The sequence below is a fragment of the Mycolicibacterium parafortuitum genome (assembly GCF_010725485.1).
In the GTDB taxonomy this organism is placed as follows: domain Bacteria; phylum Actinomycetota; class Actinomycetes; order Mycobacteriales; family Mycobacteriaceae; genus Mycobacterium.
In genome coordinates, this window is sequence record NZ_AP022598.1 from 3,513,344 (window position 1) to 3,534,375 (window position 21,032).

Annotated in this window: 9 protein-coding genes; 8 read left to right on the forward strand and 1 reads right to left on the reverse strand. The window is 70.8% G+C overall.

Annotated elements, in window-relative coordinates; all coding sequences use genetic code 11:
* The first annotated feature begins 20 nt into the window (after positions 1-20).
* From NTM_RS16900 to NTM_RS16935, 8 genes are read left to right on the forward strand one after another with little or no spacing between them, the layout of a single operon-like run.
* Positions 21-3,485, forward strand: a complete 3,465-nt coding sequence (locus NTM_RS16900) for a non-ribosomal peptide synthetase (protein WP_163766925.1) — start codon at positions 21-23, stop codon at positions 3,483-3,485.
* Positions 3,479-4,225: a thioesterase II family protein gene (locus NTM_RS16905; protein ID WP_435405128.1), complete on the forward strand. Its 747-nt coding sequence runs from the start codon at positions 3,479-3,481 to the stop codon at positions 4,223-4,225. The genes NTM_RS16900 and NTM_RS16905 overlap by 7 nt, the downstream gene beginning before the upstream one ends.
* Positions 4,215-5,525, forward strand: coding sequence for a beta-ketoacyl [acyl carrier protein] synthase domain-containing protein (locus NTM_RS16910; protein ID WP_163766926.1), 1,311 nt, complete (start codon positions 4,215-4,217; stop codon positions 5,523-5,525). Before NTM_RS16905 ends, NTM_RS16910 begins: the two co-directional genes overlap by 11 nt.
* Positions 5,525-8,359, forward strand: coding sequence for a mycobactin polyketide synthase MbtD (gene mbtD, locus NTM_RS16915; protein ID WP_163769522.1), 2,835 nt, complete (start codon positions 5,525-5,527; stop codon positions 8,357-8,359). The genes NTM_RS16910 and mbtD overlap by 1 nt, the downstream gene beginning before the upstream one ends.
* Positions 8,356-13,635 (forward strand): non-ribosomal peptide synthetase, encoded by a 5,280-nt coding sequence (locus NTM_RS16920; protein ID WP_163766927.1) that lies wholly within the window; start codon positions 8,356-8,358, stop codon positions 13,633-13,635. The genes mbtD and NTM_RS16920 overlap by 4 nt, the downstream gene beginning before the upstream one ends.
* Positions 13,632-17,987 (forward strand): non-ribosomal peptide synthetase, encoded by a 4,356-nt coding sequence (locus tag NTM_RS16925; protein WP_163766928.1) that lies wholly within the window; start codon positions 13,632-13,634, stop codon positions 17,985-17,987. The genes NTM_RS16920 and NTM_RS16925 overlap by 4 nt, the downstream gene beginning before the upstream one ends.
* On the forward strand, positions 17,984-19,291 hold the full coding sequence (mbtG, locus tag NTM_RS16930) for an NADPH-dependent L-lysine N(6)-monooxygenase MbtG (protein WP_163766929.1): 1,308 nt from the start codon (positions 17,984-17,986) through the stop codon (positions 19,289-19,291). The genes NTM_RS16925 and mbtG overlap by 4 nt, the downstream gene beginning before the upstream one ends.
* The gene (locus tag NTM_RS16935) at positions 19,269-19,484 is read left to right on the forward strand and encodes an MbtH family protein (RefSeq protein WP_104863323.1); all 216 of its coding nucleotides are present in this window, start codon (positions 19,269-19,271) and stop codon (positions 19,482-19,484) included. The genes mbtG and NTM_RS16935 overlap by 23 nt, the downstream gene beginning before the upstream one ends.
* A gap of 12 nt (positions 19,485-19,496) precedes the next feature.
* Here NTM_RS16935 and NTM_RS16940 read toward each other — a convergent pair whose 3' ends face one another.
* Positions 19,497-20,900 (reverse strand): hypothetical protein, encoded by a 1,404-nt coding sequence (locus NTM_RS16940; protein WP_163766930.1) that lies wholly within the window; start codon positions 20,898-20,900, stop codon positions 19,497-19,499.
* Between the last annotated feature and the right edge of the window lie 132 nt (positions 20,901-21,032).

Here is a 21,032-nt window from a genome sequence, read left to right on the forward strand (position 1 = left end):
TGGTCGAGGAGGTTGGTGGTTTGACGTCGACGACTACGCAGTCCGTTCGCGACGAAGTCGCCGAGCTGCTCGGCGTGGACCCCAGCGAGCTCGACCCGCAGGCGGATCTGATCGCCTCCGGGCTCGACTCCATCCGCATGATGTCGCTGTCCGGACGCTGGCGCAGGCAGGGTATCGACGTCGGGTTCGCCGCGCTGGCCGCAAACCCGACCGTGGCCGCGTGGGCCGACCTGGTCGCCGAACGCACCGCCCCGCCCGCCGAGCATCCGGCGCCGGCCGACGCCGCCGCCGACGGCAGCACCGTCCCGGACACCTTCCCGCTCGCGCCGATCCAGCACGCGATGTGGATCGGGCGCAACGACGACCAGCAGCTCGGCGGCGTCGCCGGGCACCTCTACATCGAGCTCGACGGCACAGGCGTGGACCCCGAACGCCTGCAGGACGCCGCGACCAAACTCGCCGCCCGCCACCCGATGCTCCGCGTCGAGATCCTGCCGGACGGAACCCAGCGCATCACCGACCGCGGACTGCCGGTCACCGTGTACGACCTGCGCGACCACGACGAGGCCGCCGCCCGCGATCGGCTCGACGAGATCCGCCAGGCCAAATCGCATCAGATGCTGCACGGCGAGGTCCTGGAGATCTCGCTGTCGCTGCTCGCCGGTGGCCGGACCCGACTGCACGTCGACATGGACATGCAGGCCTCCGACGCGGTCAGCTACCGCAACTTCATGTCCGACCTCGCCGAGTTCTACGGCGGCGCAACCCTTCCCGAGCTCGGATACACCTACCGCGAGTACCGTGCCGCTCTGGAGCGGACGGTGCCGGAGTCCGGGACCGATGACGACCGGCAGTGGTGGGCCGAACGGATCCCCGAATTGCCCGAAGGTCCGGCGCTGCCGCTGGTGCCCCGTTCGGAGCAGGCCGACCCGCGCCGCGGCACCCGGCGGGTGCACATCTTCGACGTCGCGACCCGCGACGCGCTCTTCGAAGCGGCCCACCGGCGGGGCGTCACCCCGGCGATGGCGGTCGGCGCCTCCTACGCCGGCACCCTCGCGCGGTGGTCGACGAGTCGCCGATTCCTGTTGAACCTGCCCATGTTCGGGCGCGAACAGTTCCACCCCGACGTCGACAAACTGGTCGGCGACTTCACCTCGTCGCTGATGCTCGACGTCGACCTGACCGCGGCCGACACCCCGATCGCGCGCGCCCGGGTGCTGCAGGAGACGTTGCACACCACCGCGAACCATTCGAGCTACTCGGGCCTGTCCGTGCTGCGCGACCTGACGCGCCACCACGGCACGCCGGTGTTGGCGCCGATCGTCTACACCAGCGCGCTCGGACTCGGAGATCTGTTCGCCGGCAGGGTGACCGAGTTCTTCGGCAAGCCGGTGTGGACGATCTCCCAGGGGCCCCAGGTGCTGCTCGACGCCCAGGCCACCCCGATCGCCGACGGGCTGATGATCAACTGGGACACCCGCGAGGATGCGTTCCGTCCCGGCGTCGCAGACGCGATGTTCGCTCACCACATCGCCGAGCTGCAACGGCTCGCCACCGACGACTCCGCCTGGGATGCGCTCGATCTGCCCGCCGTGACAACGGAGCAGCAGGCCGCCCGAGATGCCGTCAACAGCGTGGTGGGCGCGGCGAGCGGCGACGCGCTGCACGACGGATTCTTCCGGCGCGCCGCAGAGCAGCCCGACGCACCCGCGGTGTTCAGTAGCGCGGGCACCCTGACCTATGCCGAACTGCGGGAGCAGGTGCTGGCCGTCGCCGCGGCGCTCGACGTCGCCGGCGTCCGGCGCTCCGACACCGTTGCGGTACTAGGGCCCAAGAACTTCGAGCAGGTCATCGCACTGCTCGCGATCTCGGCGATCGGCGCGGTCTATGTCCCGGTCGGGGTGGACCATCCCGCCGAGCGCGCCTCGCGGATGCTGGCCAACGCCGGGGCGAAGATGGCGCTGGTGTGCGGGGATGAGCCGCCGACGACGATGGCCGCGCTGACCGTTGCGGAGGCGATCCGCGTCGGCCGCCGCGCCCGAGATTTCGAACCCCCGAAGGTCGACTCGTCCGAGCTTGCCTACATCCTGTTCACGTCCGGTTCCACCGGCGAGCCCAAGGGTGTCGAGATCACCCACGACGCCGCGATGAACACCGTCGAATTCATCAACGGACACTTCGGGATCGGGCCTGCGGATCGCTGTCTGGCGCTGTCGACGCTGGAATGCGATCTGTCGGTGCTCGACGTCTTCGGCATGCTGCGCGCCGGCGCCTCGATCGTCGTCGTCGACGAGGCGCACCGCCGCGATCCGGACACCTGGGTGCGGCTGATCGCGGAGCACGCCGTCACCGTCCTGCATTTCATGCCGGGCTGGCTGGAGATGCTCTCGGCCGTCGACGGCGACCTGTCCTCGGTGCGCGTGGTGCCGACCGGAGGGGACTGGGTGCGGCCCGCGATGGTGCGTGCGCTGCGTGACCGCGCACCGCAGATGCGGTTCGCCGGACTCGGCGGTGCGACCGAGACGGCCACCCACAACACGATCTGTGAGGTCGTCGGCGACATCCCCGACGACTGGACCTCGATACCGCTGGGCGTGCCGCTGCCGAACAACATGTGCCGGGTGGTCGGCCCCGACGGACGGGACTGCCCCGACTGGGTCCCCGGTGAACTGTGGGTCGGGGGACGCGGTGTGGCGCGCGGATATTGCGCGCGCCCGGATCTGACCGCCGAACGGTTCGTCGAGTACGACGGCATCAGGTGGTACCGGACCGGCGATCTGGTGCGGTACCGGCCCGGCGCGGTCATCGAGTTCGTCGGCCGTGCCGACCACCGTATCAAGATCAGTGGATACCGGGTCGAACTCGGTGAGGTCGAGGCCGCCCTGCGTGGCCTGCCCGGGGTGGATTCCGCTGTCGCCGCGGTGGTCGCGGCCGACGGCGGCCGAGACGTGCTGGCGGCGTTGGTCACCGCGGAGACCGCCGATCTGGACCCCCGCACACTTGCCGAAGGTCTCGCAAAAGTCGTTCCGCCGCACATGGTTCCGCAGACCATCGTGGTGGCCGACCAGGTGCCCTACACCGTCGGCGGCAAGATCGACCGGACCGCGGTCGCCGCTGCGCTCAAAGACGCGGGCGCGACGACCCCGGTGGCGTACCGCGCCCCGGCGACGGCGCTGGAGACCGCGCTGTGCTCGATCGTCGGTTCGGTGCTGGACAGCGAGCGGATCGGCGTCGACGACGACTTCTTCGCCAGCGGCGGCGATTCCGTGCTGGCGACCCAGGTCGTCGCCAGGATCCGCACCTGGCTGGACGCACCGTTCGTCGCTGTCGCCGACATCTTCGCGGCGCGCACCGTTTCCGCGTTGGCGGCCAGGTTGGCCGACCGGGACAGCCGCCTCGAAGAGGTCGCCGAGGTGTACCTCGACGTTGCGCAGATGGACGCCACCGAGGTGGCGGCCGCGCGGATGGAAGCCGCGGCATCGTGAGCGCTCCACTGACCGCGAAGCCGTGGATCAAACGGTTTCCCGCCGTCGGGCAGGCGAGTTCGGGTCCCATCCTGGTCTTCCCGCACGCCGGCGGTGCCGCCGCCACCTACCGCGGCCTGGCCACGGCGTTGTCCGCCCGTGGTCTCGACGCGTACGTGATGCAGTACCCGCAGCGCGCCGAACGTCTCACCCACCCGGCGTCGGCCACGGTCGAGGAACTGGCGCAGGACCTGTTCGACGCCGCGGACTGGTCGGCGCTCGGCGAGCTGCAACTGTTCGGCCACTGCCTGGGCGCGGTGGTGGCGTTCGAGTTCGCCAGGATCGCCGAAGCCCGCGGCGTCGAGGTGCGTCGGCTGTGGGTGTCGGCCAGTGAGGCGCCGTCCGCGGTGGCCGCGTCGCCCCGGCTGCCGACCGAGGACCGCGAAATCCTCGCGCACATGCTCGATCTCGGCGGCACCGATGCCCGGCTGCTGGCCGACGAGGATTTCGTCGAGCTGCTGTTGCTGGCCGTGCGCGCCGACTACGAGGCCTTCAACCGCTACTCGGCCGCCCCGGACGTGAAGATCCGCGCCGACATCCACACCCTCGGCGCCCACAGCGATCACCGCATCGCGCCGGACATGCTGAACCGGTGGCAAGCGCATACCGGCGGCGCGTTCGCGCGGGACCTGTTCGACGGCGGCCACTTCTATATCACCGAACTCGCCGGGCCCGTGGCAGAGCTGATTCATGGCCGTTAGCGCTGACGACCCGGTCGTCATCGTGGGCATGGCCCTGGAGGCGCCCGGGGGAATCGACACCGCAGACGACTACTGGGCGATGCTCGCCGAGGAACGCGAGGTGCTCGGCCCGTTCCCGACCGACCGGGGCTGGCGGGTGCGGGAGTTGCTCGACGGCTCACGCCGCGAAGGCTTCAAACGCATCCACGACCTGGGTGGATTTCTCACCGGCGCAGCCGCATTCGACCCCGAGTTCTTCGGGATCTCACCGCGGGAAGCCGTCGCGATCGACCCGCAGCAGCGGGTCGCGCTGCGGGTGGGCTGGCGGGCACTGGAGAACGCGGGCATCAACCCCGACACCTTGGCCGGAGAAGACGTCGGATGCTACGTCGGGGCCTCGTACCTCGGGTACGGCGGTGATCTCGCCGAATACTCGGCCTACAGCGGGCATCTGCTCACCGGCACCACGCTCGGCGCGATCTCCGGACGCATCGCCTACGTGCTGGGGCTCGGCGGACCCGCGCTGACGATCGACGCGTCCTGCACCGGTGGGCTGGCCGCGCTGCACGTCGCGGTCACCGCGGTGCGCAGCGGCGACTGCGACATCGCGCTGACCGGCGGGGTCTGCGTGCTCGGCTCGCCCGGCTACTTCGTCGAATTCTCCAAGCAGCACGCACTGTCCGACGACGGACACTGCCGCCCGTACAGCGCGCAGGCCAGCGGCACGGTGTGGGCCGAGGGGGCGGCGATGTTCGTGCTGGCCCGCCGCTCGGTGGCCGACCGCAACGGATACCCGGTACTGGCCGAGGTGCTGGCCAGCGGCGTGAACTCCGACGGCCGCACCAAGGGCATGACCGCGCCGAGCGGCGACGCCCAGGCCCGGTTGTTCCGGCGCGTGCTTGACGCATCCGGCGCGCAACCCGAAGAGATCGGCATGATCGAGGGCCACGGCACCGGCACCCGGCTCGGCGATCGCACCGAACTGCATTCGCTGGCAGCGACCTACGGCGCGACCCGGCCCGGACACGGCGGTGTGCTCGGCTCCGTCAAATCGAACATCGGACACGCGCAGTCCGCCGCCGGGCCGCTCGGGCTGGCCAAGATCCTGGTCGCCGCCGAACACCGCGCGATCCCGAAAAGCCTGCATACCGACGAACCGAGCCGCGAGATCGACTGGGACGCCCAAGGACTGCGGCTGGCCACCAAGCTGACCGATTGGCCCGAGATCGAGGGACGGCGGCTGGCCGCGGTGTCGGCCTTCGGGATGAGCGGCGCCAATGCGCACGCGATCGTCGCCATCCCAGCCGGAGGGGCGTCGTGATGCTGCCCGATGCCCGGATCCCGGTGCTGCTCAACGCTCATGCCGACGCCCTGATCGCCGAGGACGCGCGCCGAATCCTCGGCTACCTCGACCGGAAGCCGACGCTGGAGGCCGTCGCGGCCACCCTGCTGCGGCTGCGCAGGCGCCAGCGCCACCGCGCGGTCGTGCGCGCGGCCGATCTGCGCGAACTCGGTGAGGGACTGGCCGCACTTGCCCGCGGCGCCGATCATCCATTGATCACACACGCCACGCTCGCCGAGAAGGGCCGCCGCGCATTCGTGTTCCCGGGCCAGGGCAATCAATGGCCGTCGATGGGCGCCGAGGCCTACCGCACGCTGAATGCGTACCGGACCGCGGCCGACGAGTGCGCCGCGGTCTTCGAAGCCGCGGGGCAGCGGTCCCCGCTGGACTACCTGACCGCCGCACCGGGAGCCGAGGGCTGGTCGCAGATCGACGCCCAGGCAGCGCAGTTCACCCACGCCGTTGCGCTGTCGGCGGTCTGGCGGTCCTGCGGGATCGAACCGGATCTGACCGTCGGGCACAGCCTCGGCGAAGTCGCCGCCGCCTGTGTGGCGGGGATGCTCACGTTGGCCGATGCCGCGGCGGTGGTGATCGCGCGCGCCGCCGTGCTGGAGAACCTGTCTCAGGGTTACGGCATGGTCGTCCTCGGCGTCGCGCCCGCCGACGCGCAACTGTTGATCGACGAAACCGGTGGCTGGTTGGAACTCTCGGTGGTCAACGCCGCATCCTCGGTGGCGGTGTCGGGGGAGAGCGCGGCGGTCGAGAAGCTGAAGGACACCGCCACCGAGCGCGGCATCTTCGCCCGCACGGTCACCATGGCCTTCCCCGCGCACACCAGCCTGCTCGACGGGCTGCGCACCGATCTGCTCGGCCGACTGCCGAACGCGTCCTTCCGCGACGGCGGCATCCCGTTCATCGGTTCGGCGACCGGAACCGCGGTACCGCCCGACTCCGACTTCGCCGACTACTGGTTCGCCAACCTGCGCAACACCGTTCGCTTCGACCACGCGGCGGCAGCGGCCGTCGGCGCGGGTGCCGACATCTTCATCGAGATGTCGGCGCATCCGGCGCTACTGTTCGCACTCGGGCAGAGCGCAGGTGACGCGGTCACCGTCGGGTCCGGCCGCCGCGATGCGCCGATCGCCGACGCGCTGGCGGCCGGCATCGCGACCGTCGCGGCCGCCGACCCGGCCTTTGCCTGGGATGACACCGTCGACACGAGCACCCCGCCGCTGCGCGGGTTCCCGCACACGCCGATGCGCGCCACCCACCTTTGGGCGCTGCCCCAGCCGCTTCCGCCGGCCCCGGCGCTGACCCTGGCCACCGAGGCGTGGGAGCCGCGCGACACCGCGCCGGCCACCCTGGCGCTGCGCCGCACCGCCGTGCTCGAACTGCCCGGGCCCCGCAGCGGTCTGGGAGATCTTCTGCGCGACGCCGTCGACCGGCATCTCGGCGTTCAGGCAGCCCCCGTCGAAGAAGCCGACCTCGTCCTCGCCGTCGCCCCGGCCCTGCACGACCCCGACGCCACCCGGTCCGCCCATGCCCTTGCGGACCTGATCGGTGCCGGACTGCTCGGCTACGGCGACACCGTCGGATCCGACTGCCGCGACCTCTGGCTGGTCACCGTCGCCGGTGAACAGGTCCACCACGACGAGACACCGCTGCCCGGGCAGGCCGCACTGGCCGCCGTGCACCGCAGCCTCGGGTTCGAACACCCCGACGTGAACTTCCGGCATCTGGACCTCCCGTCGTCGACCCCGGACGCCGCGACCGTGCTGGATGCGGTGTGCACCGACGGAGACGAGCTCGCGGTGCGTGAAACCGACGACGGCCCAACCGTGTTCGCACGGGGCGAGCGCGAACCCGTGACGGTCCCGGAGCTGTGGCTCACCGACCCCGGGGTGCTCGACGACGTCGTCATCACCGGCGGCAACGGCACAGTCGGGCGGCACTACGCGAAGGTTCTGGCCCGCCACGGCGCCCGCCGGATCACGGTGCTGAGCCGCAGCCAGGGCTGCGACATCACCGATCCAGGGCAGGTGGCCGCCGCCGCGGCCGAACTCGGCGGCGAGGGAGCCACACTGGTGATCCACGCCGCGGCGACCGCGCGGTTCGCCGACCGCAATGAGCTCACCGCACAGGACTTCACCGACGCCTGCGCTGCCAAGATCTCCGGGATCACCCACATCGTCGAACACTGGCCGCTGCGCCCCGGCGCCCGGATCGTGTTGTGCAGCTCGGTGTCCGGGTTGTGGGGCGGACGCGGCCACGCCGCCTACGCGGCGGCCAACCGGATGCTCGACGCGCTGGCCGCGCAACTGCGTGCCGACGGATTCCTCTGCAGTGCAGCACGGTTCGGGCTATTCGGCACCGGGATCGTCGACGAGGCGGCGGTGGACCGCATCGGCCGGGCCGGTCTCGTGCCGATGGACGCCGACGACGCGATCGAGGCCAGCCTGCGCGAGTACGGCGGCGACGCGGTGATCTACAGCGCCGACCGGGCACGGCTTCAGGTGTTCCGCGATGTGCCCGCCGCCGAGTCGGCGGGCGGCGCTGCCGGTGCCGAAGACCGCACCGCGCTGGTGGTTTCCGAACTCGCCTCGGTACTCGGTGTGCAACCCGACACCATCGACCTGACAGCGGCACTGCTCGACATGGGTGTCGACTCTCTGCTGGCCCTGGACCTGCGCAAGAGACTGCGCCGAGGTACCGGAAGATCGGTACCCCTGGCCGCCATGCTCGGCGGTATCACCGGCACCGAACTGGTCGCCGCCCTCGATGAACACCCACGGAAGAATGAGATTCCCGCGTGACTGACACTGACCTGGATGCCCGGCGGCTCGAGCTGCTTCGCCAGCGACTGGCCGGCCGTGGACTGCGCGCCCACGAAGCCGCGGACACCGAGCGCCGGGACGGTGCGCTGACTGACGGCCAGCAGCGCATGTGGTTCGTCCAGTCCGTCGACCCCAGCGGCGCGCTGCTCAACATCAGCCTGTCCTACCGGATCACCGGCGAGCTGGACCTGTCCCGGCTGCACGACGCCGTCGCGGCCGTATCCCGCCGGCATCCGGTGCTGCGCAGCACCTTCCACGCCGACGAGAACGGCGAACCGCACCTGACCGTGCACGACGACCTGCAGCCGGGCTGGGCCGTGCACGACATCTCCGAGTTGTCCGACCACGCACGACGGCTGCGCCTTGAGGTGCTCGCCCAACGCGAGTTCAGCACCCCGATCGATCTCGAGACCTGCTCGCCGCTGCGGATCACCGTCGCGCGCACCGCTCCCGCCGAGTACGTGATGCTGCTGGTGGTGCACCACATCGCGTGGGACGACGGCTGCTGGCGGGTGTTCTTCGCCGACCTGACCCGCGCCTACACCGGCGCCGAACTCGCGCCCACGCCCGCGCCGCCCCCGGAGCCGGTGACCTCGGAGGAGGATCTCGAGTACTGGCGCGCGGCGATGGCCGATCTGCCCGAGCCGCTCGAACTCCCCGGGCCGAACGGCTCGGCGGTGCCGTCGAGTTGGCGGTCACAGCGCACCACCGTCGCACTGACGGCCGACACGGTCGAACGGGTCCGCGCGGCCGCGCGTGCCGCCGGAGCCACGCCGTACACCGTGCTGCTGGCCGCGTTCGGTGCGCTGCTGCACCGCTACACCCACGCCGACGACATCCTGGTCGCCAGTCCGGTGCTGCTCCGCGGCCCGGACAGCGAGGAGGTCATCGGGTACCACGGCAACACCGCGGTGATGCGCCTGAAGCCACGCGGTATGCAGAGCTTCACCGAATTCCTCTCCGAGACCAAGGACTTCGTCCTCGGTGCGATCGCCCACCAGCAGGTCAACGTGGACCGCGTGGTGCGCGAGCTCAACCCGGACCGCAGGCACGGCGCCGAGCGGATGACCCGCGTCAGCTTCGGGTTCCGCGAACCCGACGGCGGCGGGTTCTGCCCGCCCGGGATCACCTGCACGCGCGCCGAACTGCGCGGGCAGCTGACCCAGCTGCCGTTGGGTCTGATGGTCGAACTGGACGACACCGGCGCCGTGGTCGAAGCCGAGTACCTGGTCGAGATCCTCGACGATGTGCTGGCTCGCCAACTGCTGGAGCACTACGTGGTGCTGCTCGACGCCGCGCTGGCCGATCCGGACACCCCGCTGGCGAAGCTGGACCTGATGGGCGCCGGCGACGCCGAATGGCTGCGCGAGGTCTCCCACGGGGAGACCTTCGAGATGCCCGCGGCCACCATCGCCGAACGCATCGAGGACCGGGTCACCAAGATCCCCGACACCGTCGCGGTGGTCTACGAAGGCCGCCAGTACACCTACCGGGAGATCAACGAGTCCGCGAATCAGGTGGCGCACTGGCTGATCGAGCAGGGCATCGGCACCGAGGACCGGGTCGCGATACTGCTGGACCGGTCCCCGGAGCTGCTGATCACGGCCCTCGGGATCATCAAGGCCGGCGCGGTGTACCTGCCGGTCGACCCGACCTATCCCGAGGACCGGCTGTCGTTCATCCTCGGCGACTCCGACCCGAAGATGGTGATCCGCGAGCCGGTCACCGGACTGGACGACCATCGCACCGACAACCCCACCGACGAGGTCCGGGTGCGTCCGCTGCGTCCGGAGAACGCCGCGTACCTGATCTACACGTCGGGGTCGACCGGCCTGCCCAAAGGTGTGCCGGTGCCACACCGGCCGGTCTCGGAGTACTTCACCTGGTTCGAGGGCGAGTACGACATCCGCGACACCGACCGGCTGCTGCAGGTCGCGTCACCGAGTTTCGACGTGTCGATCGGCGAGATCTTCGGAACACTGGCCTGCGGCGGGCGGCTGGTCATCCCGCGTCCCGACGGGCTCACCGACATCGGCTACCTGGCGGATCTGCTGCAGCGCGAAGGCATCACCGCGATGCACTTCGTGCCGTCGCTGCTCGGCCTGTTCCTGTCGCTGCCCGGAGTGAACCACTGGCGCACCCTGGAACGGGTGCCGATCGGGGGAGAGGCGCTGCCCGGAGAGCTCGCCGACAAGTTCCACGCCACCTTCGACGCGCTGCTGCACAACTTCTACGGCCCCACCGAGACGATCATCAACACCACCCGGTACAAGGTCGAGGGCACGCAGGGCGCGCGGATCGTGCCGATCGGCAAGCCCAAGATCAACACCACCGTCCATCTGCTCGACGACGCGCTGCAGCCGGTTCCGCCGGGGGTGATCGGCGAGATCTACATCGGCGGAACCCATGTCGCGCGCGGCTACCACCGCAGGCCCGGACTGACCGCCGAGCGTTTCGTCGCCGATCCGTTCACGCCGGGCGGGCGGCTGTACCGCTCGGGGGATCTGGCCCGTCGCAACGCCGACGGCGATCTCGAGTTCGTCGGGCGCGCCGACGAACAGGTCAAGATCCGGGGCTTCCGCATCGAACTCGGCGAGGTCGCCGCCGCGATCACCGTCGACCCGTCCGTCGGGCAGGCCGTCGTTCTCGGCCAGGACCTGCCCGGGCTCGGCAAGAGCCTGGTCGGTTATCTCACCCCGGCCGCGCCGGGCGAACAGGTCGACGTGGCCCGCATCCGCGCCAGGGTCGCCGCCGCGCTACCCGACTACATGACCCCCGCCGCGTACGTCGTGCTCGACGAGATCCCGATCACCGCGCACGGCAAGATTGACCGGGCCGCGCTGCCGCTGCCCGAGATCAGCACCGGAGCCGACTACCGCGAACCGGCCACCGACACCGAACGCGCACTCGCGCAACTGTTCTCCGAGCTTCTGGGTGCGTCCCGCGTCGGCGCCGACGACTCGTTCTTCGAACTGGGCGGGCATTCACTGCTGGCCACCAAACTCGTCGCGGCGATCCGGTCGCGCTGCGGCGTCGAGATCGAGATCCGCGAGATCTTCGAACTCGGCACGCTGGCCGGCCTCGCCGAACGTGTCGACCAGCTCGCCGCGGGCGATGCGCCGTTGCCGCGGCCCCGGCTGATGCCCGTGCCGCACGACGGACCCGCGCCGATGTCCGCCTCGCAGCTGCGGCAGTGGTTCCAGTACCGCGTCGACGGCCCCGGCCCGGTGAACAACGTGCCGTTCGCGGCCCGGTTCACCGGACCGTGCGATGTCGCCGCGCTCGTCGCCGCGGTGCGCGATGTGGTGGCCCGGCACGAGAGCCTGCGCACCACGTTCTGCGAAATCGACGGCGTGCCCTATCAGCTCGTCAACGCACCGGACCCGCAGTTCCCGGTGCGCCTGGACGCCGGCGCCGACGAGGACTGGCTGGGCGCCGAACTCGACGCCGAACGGCTGGGAGTGTTCGACCTCGAGCAGCAGTGGCCGGTGCGCGCCGCGGTGCTGTCGATCCCCGGCCAGCACGTGCTGTCGCTGGTGATCCACCACATCGCCGCCGACCACTGGTCCGCGGCGGTGCTGTTCACCGAACTGCTCACCGCGTACCGGGCGCGCTGCGCCGGGGATGCCCCGACCTGGGCGCCGCTGCCGGTGCAGTACGCCGACTACGCCGCCTGGCAGGCCGCGCTACTTGCCGAGGACACCGGAATCATCGCCGCGCAACGCGATTACTGGAAGGCGCAACTCGACGGGCTCTCCGGTGAGACCGGGCTGGCGCCCGACTTCGCGCGCCCGCCGGTTCCCGGCGGTGCGGCCGATGCGGTCGAGTTCACCCTCGACGCGGGCGTGCGCGACAACATCGTCGCCCTGACCCGCGAGCTCGGGGTCACCGAGTTCATGCTGCTGCAGGCCGCGGTCGCCGCGACGCTGTACAAGGCGGGGGAGGGCGCCGACATCCCGCTGGGCACACCGGTGGCGGGCCGCACCGAACCCGAACTCGACCAGCTGATCGGGTTCTTCATCAACATCCTGGTGCTGCGCAACGACTTGAGCGCCAACCCGACGCTGCGTGAGGTCGGCCTTCGGGCCCGCGAGATGGCGTTGCAGGCCTACGCCCACCAGGACCTGCCGTTCGACCAGGTCGTCGACGCGGTCAGCCCGGTGCGCTCGCTGTCGCGCAACCCGCTGTTCGGCGTCGTCGTCCATGTGCGCGAACAACTCTCCGAAGCCCGGCCGATCAGCACGGGTCCCGACGGCGACACGTTGTTCACCGCACTGGAGCCGACGTTCGACATGGCGCACGCGGATCTGTCGATCAACTTCTTCGCCGGCGACAGCGGCTATCGCGGGCACGTGATCTACCGGACCGATCTGTACACCCGTGCCACCGCGGAGCGCTTCGCCGGGTGGCTCGGCCGTGTCATCACCGCCTTCGCCCAGAACCCGGACCAGTCCCTGGATGAGCTCGCGATCGGCGACCCCGTGCTGCCGCCGCCGGATGCCGACGCGATCCTGCTCGACGCCGCGGGCAACCCGGTGCCCGTCGGTGTCGTCGCCGACGTGCACTACACCGGCGACGCGGCCGGGCGCCGCGGGGACCGCGCGCGCTGGACCGAGGACGGCCTGCTGGACTACGTCGAGCGGGTGGACCACGAGCTCGAAGCGGCGCTGGCAGGGATCCCCGGTGTCGCGCAAGCCGCGGTCCGCACCTGGGACAACGGCTATCGCAGCACCGTCGCCGCGTACGTGGTGCCGGACCAACCGGTCGACGATCCGGCGGCGTTCGCCGAGACGGTCCGTGCCGCACTGCCCGAGGGCACCGCACCGCCGAAGATCGTCGTGCTCGACGCGTTGCCGGCCAGTCGCCGCGACCTGCCGCCGCCCCGCGCGGCGGGCCCGAGTGAACCGCCGCGCACCGACACGGAGAAGGCGCTCGCGGAGATGCTCGCCGACGTGCTGGTCGAGGTGCTCGGCTGCGCCGAGATCGGCCGGTACGACGACTACTTCGAGCTCGGCGGCGACAGCATCCTGGCCGTCCAGCTGGCCGGGCGGGCGAAGAAGGCCGGTCTGCGCCTGACCGCGCGGATGGTTTTCGAACACCCGGTGCTGCACGATCTGGCCGCCGCCGTCGATTCGGCGGGCGCGGACACCGAATCCCGCGACGTCCACCACGCGCCGATGAGCACCTCCGGTCTGTCGGACGAGGAGTTGGCGATGGTCGCGGCGTCGTGGGCCGACCGGGACGAGACTTCGTGACGGCAGCCGAAACCCCGCCCGCCATCGCCGATGTGATGGCGCTGAGCCCGCTGCAGCAGGGCCTGTTCTCGCTGACCGCGATGACAGACGGCGACGACCCGTACGTGATCGGGATGAGCGCCGACATCACCGGGGCGCTGGACGTGGCGCTGCTGCGCGAGTGTGCCGCGGCGATGCTGGTGCGGCATCCGAATCTGCGGGCCGCCTTCTTCCAGGGCAACCTGAGCCGTCCGGTGCAGGTGATCCCGCAGAAGGCCGAGTTGCAGTGGCAGCAGGTGATGGCGGAACCGGGCGAGGTCGACGCCGTCGAGCGCGCCGAGCGGGCCCGCCGATTCAACCTGGAACGCGGCCCCGCGATCCGCTTCCTGCTGATCGAATCGGGCGCTGCGCGTTGGCGATTCGTGGTGACCGCCCATCACATCGTGATCGACGGATGGTCGCTGTCTCTGCTGGTCTCGGAACTGCTCGCGCTCTACCGCGCCGGCGGGGACACCGCGGCGCTGCCCCCGCCGCCGCGCCCGTACCGGGACTACATCGGCTGGCTGGCCGCCCGCGACGAGGGCGCCGCCCACGCCGCGTGGTCGCAACACCTGGCCGGACTGGACGGCCCGACCCTGCTGGCCCCCGCCCTCGGTGCCACGTCGCTGCCGGACGGGTTGCCGGTGATCACCGAGGTGAGGGCCGACACGCAGACCACCACGGCGCTGGTCGAGGCGGCCCGCTCGCGCGGGGTCACCGTCAGCACCCTGGTACAGATGGCCTGGGCCGTCATCCTGTCGTCGTTCACCGACCGGGCTGACGTCGTCTTCGGTGTCACGGTGTCCGGCAGGCCGGACGAGCTGGCCGGTGTCGAGTCGATGATCGGATTGTTCGTCAACACGGTGCCGCTGCGGGTGCGGCTGGATCCCCACGCCCCGGCCGGGGCGCAATGTGTAGCGCTGCAACGGGTGTTCGCCGCGCTGCGCGACCACAGCCATCTCGGCCACTCCGAGCTGAGAACCCTCGGCGGAGTCGGCGAACTGTTCGACACGCTGCTGGTCTACGAGAACTTCCCGATCGGCGCAGTCGCCGGCGCGCCGTCGCTGGAGGCCCGAGACGCCACCTTCACCCCGGTCGCGCTGCAGAGCCTCGCACACTTTCCGGTCACCCTCGCCGCACACCTGACCGACGGCCGTCTCACGGTGCTCGTCGAGGCCAAGGAGGGTGCACTGGGCGCCGTCGCGCCGCGCGCGGTCGGGGAGCGGCTGCTCGCGACCGTGCAACACCTCGTCGACGGCTGGGACCGGCCGCTGCGCGCGGTCAGCATGCTCCCCGCCGACACACCGCCCGCTGCGGCACCCGCCGCGGCCGCCACCGCCGACTCGGTGCACGGCGCGCTCGCCGAGATCGCCGCAGCCCGAATGGGTTCGGTCGCACTGAGCTGGGATGACGGTGTGCTCACCTTCCGTCAGCTCGAAGAGGCCGCCGACCGGGTGGCCGCGGCGCTGCTGTTGCAGGGCGCCGGTCCGGAGACCCCGGTGGCGATCCGGTTGCGGCGCGGACCCGAGTACGTCATCGCGATGTTCGGGGTGCTCAAAGCGGGCGCCATGATCGTGCCGCTGGACCCGTCGATGCCCGCCGAGCGCATCGACGCGATCCTGCGCCAGTGCACGGCCGCCCACGTGATCGACGAGACCTGGATGGCGGGCGCCACCGCCGACCCGCCGCCCGGGTACCGGCCGAGCCGCACCCGCCCCGGCCAGGGCGCCTACGTGGTGTTCACCTCGGGCACCACCGGAGAACCCAAGGGCGTCATCGGAACTCACGAGGCGCTGCTGGCCTACGCCCGGGACCACATCGATGCGGTGCTGCGCCCCGCGGCCGCCCGTATCGGGCGACCCCTGCGCATCGCGCACGCGTGGTCGTTCACGTTCGACGCCGCCTGGCAGCCGCTGGCCGCGCTGCTCGACGGGCACAGCGTGCACATCATCGACGACGCGACCCAGCGCGACGCGGAAGCGCTCGTCGAGGCGATAGCCCGCTTCGGTATCGACATGATCGACACCACCCCGTCGATGTTCGGGCAGCTTCGCGAAGTCGGGCTGCTGTCCACCGTCCCGCTGGCGGTGCTGGCGCTCGGCGGCGAGGCCATCGATCCCGGTGTGTGGCAGCAGATCCGCGACGAGTGCGACCGCACCGGGATGACCGCGCACAACTGCTACGGACCCACCGAGACGACGGTCGAGGCGGTGGTCGCCGCCATCGCCGAGCACGATCGCCCGACGATCGGCGCGCCCACCGCGTCGACGCGCGCCTACGTGCTCGACTCCTGGCTGCGCCCGGTGCCCAGCGGCGCGGTCGGGGAGCTGTACCTGGCGGGCGGGCAGCTGACCCGCGGATACCTCGGCAGAGCCGCCGAGACCGCGGTGAGGTTCGTGCCCGACCCGTTCGTCGCGGGCACCAGGATGTACCGCACCGGCGACGTCGTGCGCCGGTGCGATGACGGCACGCTGTCGTTTCTCGGCCGCTCCGACACCCAGGTCAAGATTCGCGGGTTCCGCGTCGAGCCCGGCGAGGTCGCCGTGGCGCTCATCGCCCACCCGTCGGTGATGCAGGCGTACGTGATGGTCCGTCCCCACGTCAGCGGCTCCCGGCTGGTCGCGTACGTGACCGGCAACCCACCCGTGGCCGAACTGCGCGCGTTGCTGGCCGAGCGGTTGCCCCGGTACCTGATCCCGAACCGGATCGTGCCGGTGGATCGGCTGCCGCTGACCTCCCACGGCAAGATCGACGAGCGCGCGCTGGCCGCGCTGGAACCCTCCGCCGACAGCGGATCCGTGGCACCACAGACGCCGACGGAGACGGAGCTGGCCGGGCTGCTGGCTGAAGTACTCGGCGTCGACGAGGTCGACGTCACCGCCGACTTCCTGGAGCTGGGGCTGGACAGCATCGTCGCACTGTCGGTGGTGCAGGCCGCCCGGCGGCGCGGCGTCGCGATGCGCGCCCGGCTGATGTTGGAATGCGCCACGATCCGCGAGCTTGCCGCCGCGATCGACGACGATCTCGTCGGCCCGCGGCCCGAACACCACGACGGCGACGGGCCGATCCCGCTGCTGCCGAACGCACATTGGCTCTACGAATACGGCGACCCGCGCCGGCTGGCCTCCACGGAGGCGCTGCGCCTGCCCGACGGGATCACCCGGGATCACCTCGAGCAGCTGCTGCGCGGCGTCGTGGAGGCGCACCCCGTGCTGCGCACCCGGCTGGACCGCGCCGCGATGACCCTGGTCGAGCATCCCCTGCCGGACCTGCTGACCGAGGTCCGTGTCGACGGTGAGCTGTCCACAGCGGTCGGGGAGTACGCCCGCAAAGCGGTGGAAAGCCTTGACCCGCAACGTGGTCCGTTGTTCGACGCCGGCTGGTTACGGACCGGGGACGCCAGTGTGCTGGTGCTGACCGCGCACGTGCTCGCGATGGATCCGGTGTCGTGGCAGATCGTGGTCGGCGAACTCGACGCCGGCTGGCACGCGCTGCGCTCCGGGCGTGCCCCGACCGCGACCGTGGAGCACACCAGCTTCCGGCGGTGGTCACACGCGTTGCGGCAGAGGGCGGAAACGCTCGGCGATGTCGACTTCTGGGCATCGCAGCTCGACGGCGACGACCCCGCCCTCGGTACGCGGCGCGTGCAGCCGCAGACCGACAGCGCCGGAGCCCTCGCGGTCACCGTCGCGGTCAGCGACGCGCAGCTCACCGCCCGTCTGCTCGCCGCGGATCGGCCGGTGGCCGATCAGCTCGTCGCCGCGGCGGCCCGGACTGTCACCCGCTGGCGGCGACGCCGTGACCAGCCGACTCCGCCGCCCCTGCTGGCGCTGGAAACCCACGGGCGCATCGACATCGACATCGACATCGACGGCACCGGCACGGACACCTCCGAGACCGTCGGGCTGCTGTCGGCGATCTACCCGCTGCGCATCGACGACGACGACCCGAAGGCGGTGTCGGCGAAGCTCGCACAGGTGCCGTCGGGCGGCATCGACTACGGGCTGCTGCGCTACCTGCGTCCCGACGCCGCCGCGCGGTTGACGCGCCACCCCGAGCCCCAGCTGCTGCTGAACTACCTCGGCCGCACCGATCTGCGGCCTGCCGGCGGCGCGGTGCAGGCCGACAAGCTGCTGCTGGCGGGGCTGTCCACCGTGCCCGAACCGCACCTGGCGGTGCGCCACGAGCTGACGATCGTCGCGGCCGTCGTCGCCCACGGCGATGCGCCGGTGCTGGTCACCCAGTGGCGCGCGCTACCCGACATTCTGACCGGACCCGATATCGAGGAGCTGCAATCGATATGGCAGGAAGCTCTGAGCGAGGTGACACGGTGAGCCCGAGGCTTGCGGTCATCGGGGCGGGTGCCAAAGGCGTGGCCGTGGCGGCCAAGGCCGCGGTGCTGCGCGACATGGGTGTCGACGCCCCCGAGGTGGTCGTGGTGGAACGCGCCGAGGTGGCGGCCAACTGGGCCGCGGTCGGCGGCTGGACCGACGGACAGCAACGGCTGGGCACCAGTCCCGAGAAGGACATCGGTTTCCCGTACCGGTCCTCACTGGTGCGTCGCCGCAACGCCGAACTCGACGAGCGGATGACCCGGCTGAGCTGGCAGTCGTACCTGATCTCGACCGGCCAGTTCGCCGACTGGGTGGACCGTGGCCGGCCCGCGCCGACCCATCTGCGCTGGAGTCAGTACCTGCGCTGGGTCGCCGACTCCGTCGGCATATCCGTGGTGACCGGTGAGGTGCAACGGATTTCGGTCGACGGTGACCGCTGGGCGGTGCATACCGACGAGACCGTGCTGACCGCCGACGGGGTGATGGTCACCGGGCCGGGCCAGGCCGAACGCTCGATCCTGCCCGGCCATCCCCGGGTGCTGTCCATCGCCCAGTTCTGGCACCGGGCCGCCGAGCACGAACGCATCTCCGCCGAGCGGGTCGCGGTGATCGGCGGCGGCGAGACCGCCGCATCGATGCTCAACGAGCTGTTCCGGCACCGGGTTTCGACGATCACGGTGATCTCGCCGTCGGTGACCCTGTTCACCCGCGGCGAGAGCTTCTTCGAGAACACGTTGTTCTCCGATCCGACCGGATGGACCGGGCTGACCCTGGAGGAACGGCGGGATGCGATGGCCCGCACCGATCGCGGGGTGTTCTCGGCGCGGGTACAAGACGCGCTGCTCGCCGACGACCGGATCCGGCACCTGCGTGGCAGGGTCGCGCACGCGGTGCCCCGCGACGGTCGCATCCGGCTGACGCTGAACACCGATCGCGGCGGCGAGCGGCTGGAGACCGTGCACGGCTTCGACCTGGTGATCGACGGTTCCGGCGCCGATGCGTTGTGGTTCCTGCCGCTGCTGGGTCAGGACGCGCTCGACCTGATCGAACTCGGCCTGGGCGGCCCGCTGACCGGAGAGGCACTTGAGGAGTCGATCGGCCATGACCTCGCCGTCACCGGGGTCGCCCCGAAGCTGTTCCTTCCCGGCCTCTCCGGGCTCAACCAGGGTCCGGGGTTCCCGAACCTGTCCTGTCTCGGCCTGTTGTCCGACCGCGTGCTGGGTGCCGACTTCGGCGCAGGTCATCCCGCAGTCGACCACCCCAAAGCGATGAGGAGAAACGTTGAGCGCCAACCCCTTCGATGACGACGCCGGCCGGTTCTACGTGCTGGCCAACGACGAAGACCAGCACAGCCTGTGGCCGGTCTTCGCCGATGTGCCCGCCGGCTGGCGGGTGGTGTTCGGGGAGGCCTCCCGCGAGGACTGCCTGAGCTACGTCGAACAGAACTGGATCGATCTGCGCCCACGCAGCCTGCGGGAGGCCATGCTCGCCGACTGACGAGCAGCCCCGTTACTCGTCGCCGGCGCTGGGCTTGCTGCTGGTCCGGCTGGTCGACTCACCGGCGTCGGAATCGGAGTCGTCGCCGCCGGCGCTGTCGTCGGTGGAGTCGTCGTCGGAGGACTCGTCAGACTCCTCCGCGGCGTCGGACTCCTCGACCTCGTCGCTTATCTCGACTTCGTCGACTTCGTCGCTTACCTCGACTTCGTCGACCTCCTCGACTTCGTCGACATCGGCGGGCTCCTCGGCCGGCAGTTCGTCGATCTCGTCGACGACCGCTGGGGCGCCGCCGTCGCCCTCGGGGGCCGTACCGGTTTCGCTCGACACCAGATCGAGAGTGACTGTGTCGGAACCCTCGCCCACCGACGCATCGGAGACCCCGGCGAATGCCGCGGTGGCCGCCGGTGCCGGCTTCTCCATGTTCAGGGCCCGCACGATCTGCTGCGGGATCTGGACGAAGAAGAAGTCGAACGTCCCGGTCGGGGACAGCAGGCCGGGGAAGCTCTGCCCGGGTCCGGGCGGGTACGGGCTGTCGGGGTCGGTCACGAAATCGGGCACATAGCCGTTCAGGAACGCGTTGACGATCTTGGCCGGGGCGTTGATGACCTCGCTGGCCAGCGTCACCAGATCACCCGAGAAGAGGGCCGCGCGGGCCTTGTCGAGGATCTCGACGGTCTGGAAGATCGCGGTGACCGCCGGCGCGAGCAGCGCCCGGCCGAAGTTGCCGATCATCCCGCGTGACAGCAGGCCGGGCCCGTAGCCGGGTCCGTTGGTGCCCTCGTCCATCCAGGAGGTGCCGAGGATGCGGGCCAGCGGATCGAGCCCGATCGACTCCAGGAAGTCGCCCGGGATGCGCAGCGCGTCGAGCAGTGCGCCGCGGCCGTCGCTCAGTCCGTCGGTGAGGAACCAGTAGTTCAGTTCGCCGAACGCCAACAGGAACTCGCCGCGCAGCAGGTGGCCGAGCGAGGTCTGCAGCACCGCGGGCAGCTTCGACAGCGCATCGCCCGATGCTCCACTCGAGGCGGCGAGCGCCGCCTTGATGCGGTCGCCGTAGGTGGAGGGGAACGCCAGCGCCTCGCGCAGGATGGCAACGGGGTTGCCGATGGTCCCGACCAGGGACTGCAGGAATTCCGCGCGGATCGCCGGGTCGCCCAGGGTGTCGCCCAGCGCGGTGTGCTGCGCGATGATGTTGGTTCCCAGGCCACCGGTGGTGGTCAGCGTGTTCGAGATCGTCGTCGCCCACAGCGTCAACGGGTTCTGGAACGCCGAGAGCTCCGTCGAGGCCGAGAACTCGGGCAGCGCAGGGACGGTCGGTGTCACGGTCACCGGGGCGACGGCCATCGCGCTCGCGGTGACCACCGCGGCGCCGGCGAGCGCGAACCTGTTGACGCCACCCGCACGAAAATCGGCTTTCACAGGGACTCCTATTCGTTAGCTGTGTCTTTCCTGTGAATGCAGACCTTAGCTGAGGGTTACCTAAAACGCAGCAGGTTTGGCTTACCTAAATATTTATGACCTGCAACAGCCCGGCGGGCCGGCGTGGCGCCG

Excerpts from the sequence above, each read along its gene's own strand:
- NTM_RS16910 (WP_163766926.1), top strand. The coding sequence starts at position 4,215 with ATGGCCGTTAGCGCTGACGACCCGGTCGTCATCGTGGGCATGGCCCTG.
- mbtD (WP_163769522.1), top strand. The coding sequence starts at position 5,525 with ATGCTGCCCGATGCCCGGATCCCGGTGCTGCTCAACGCTCATGCCGAC.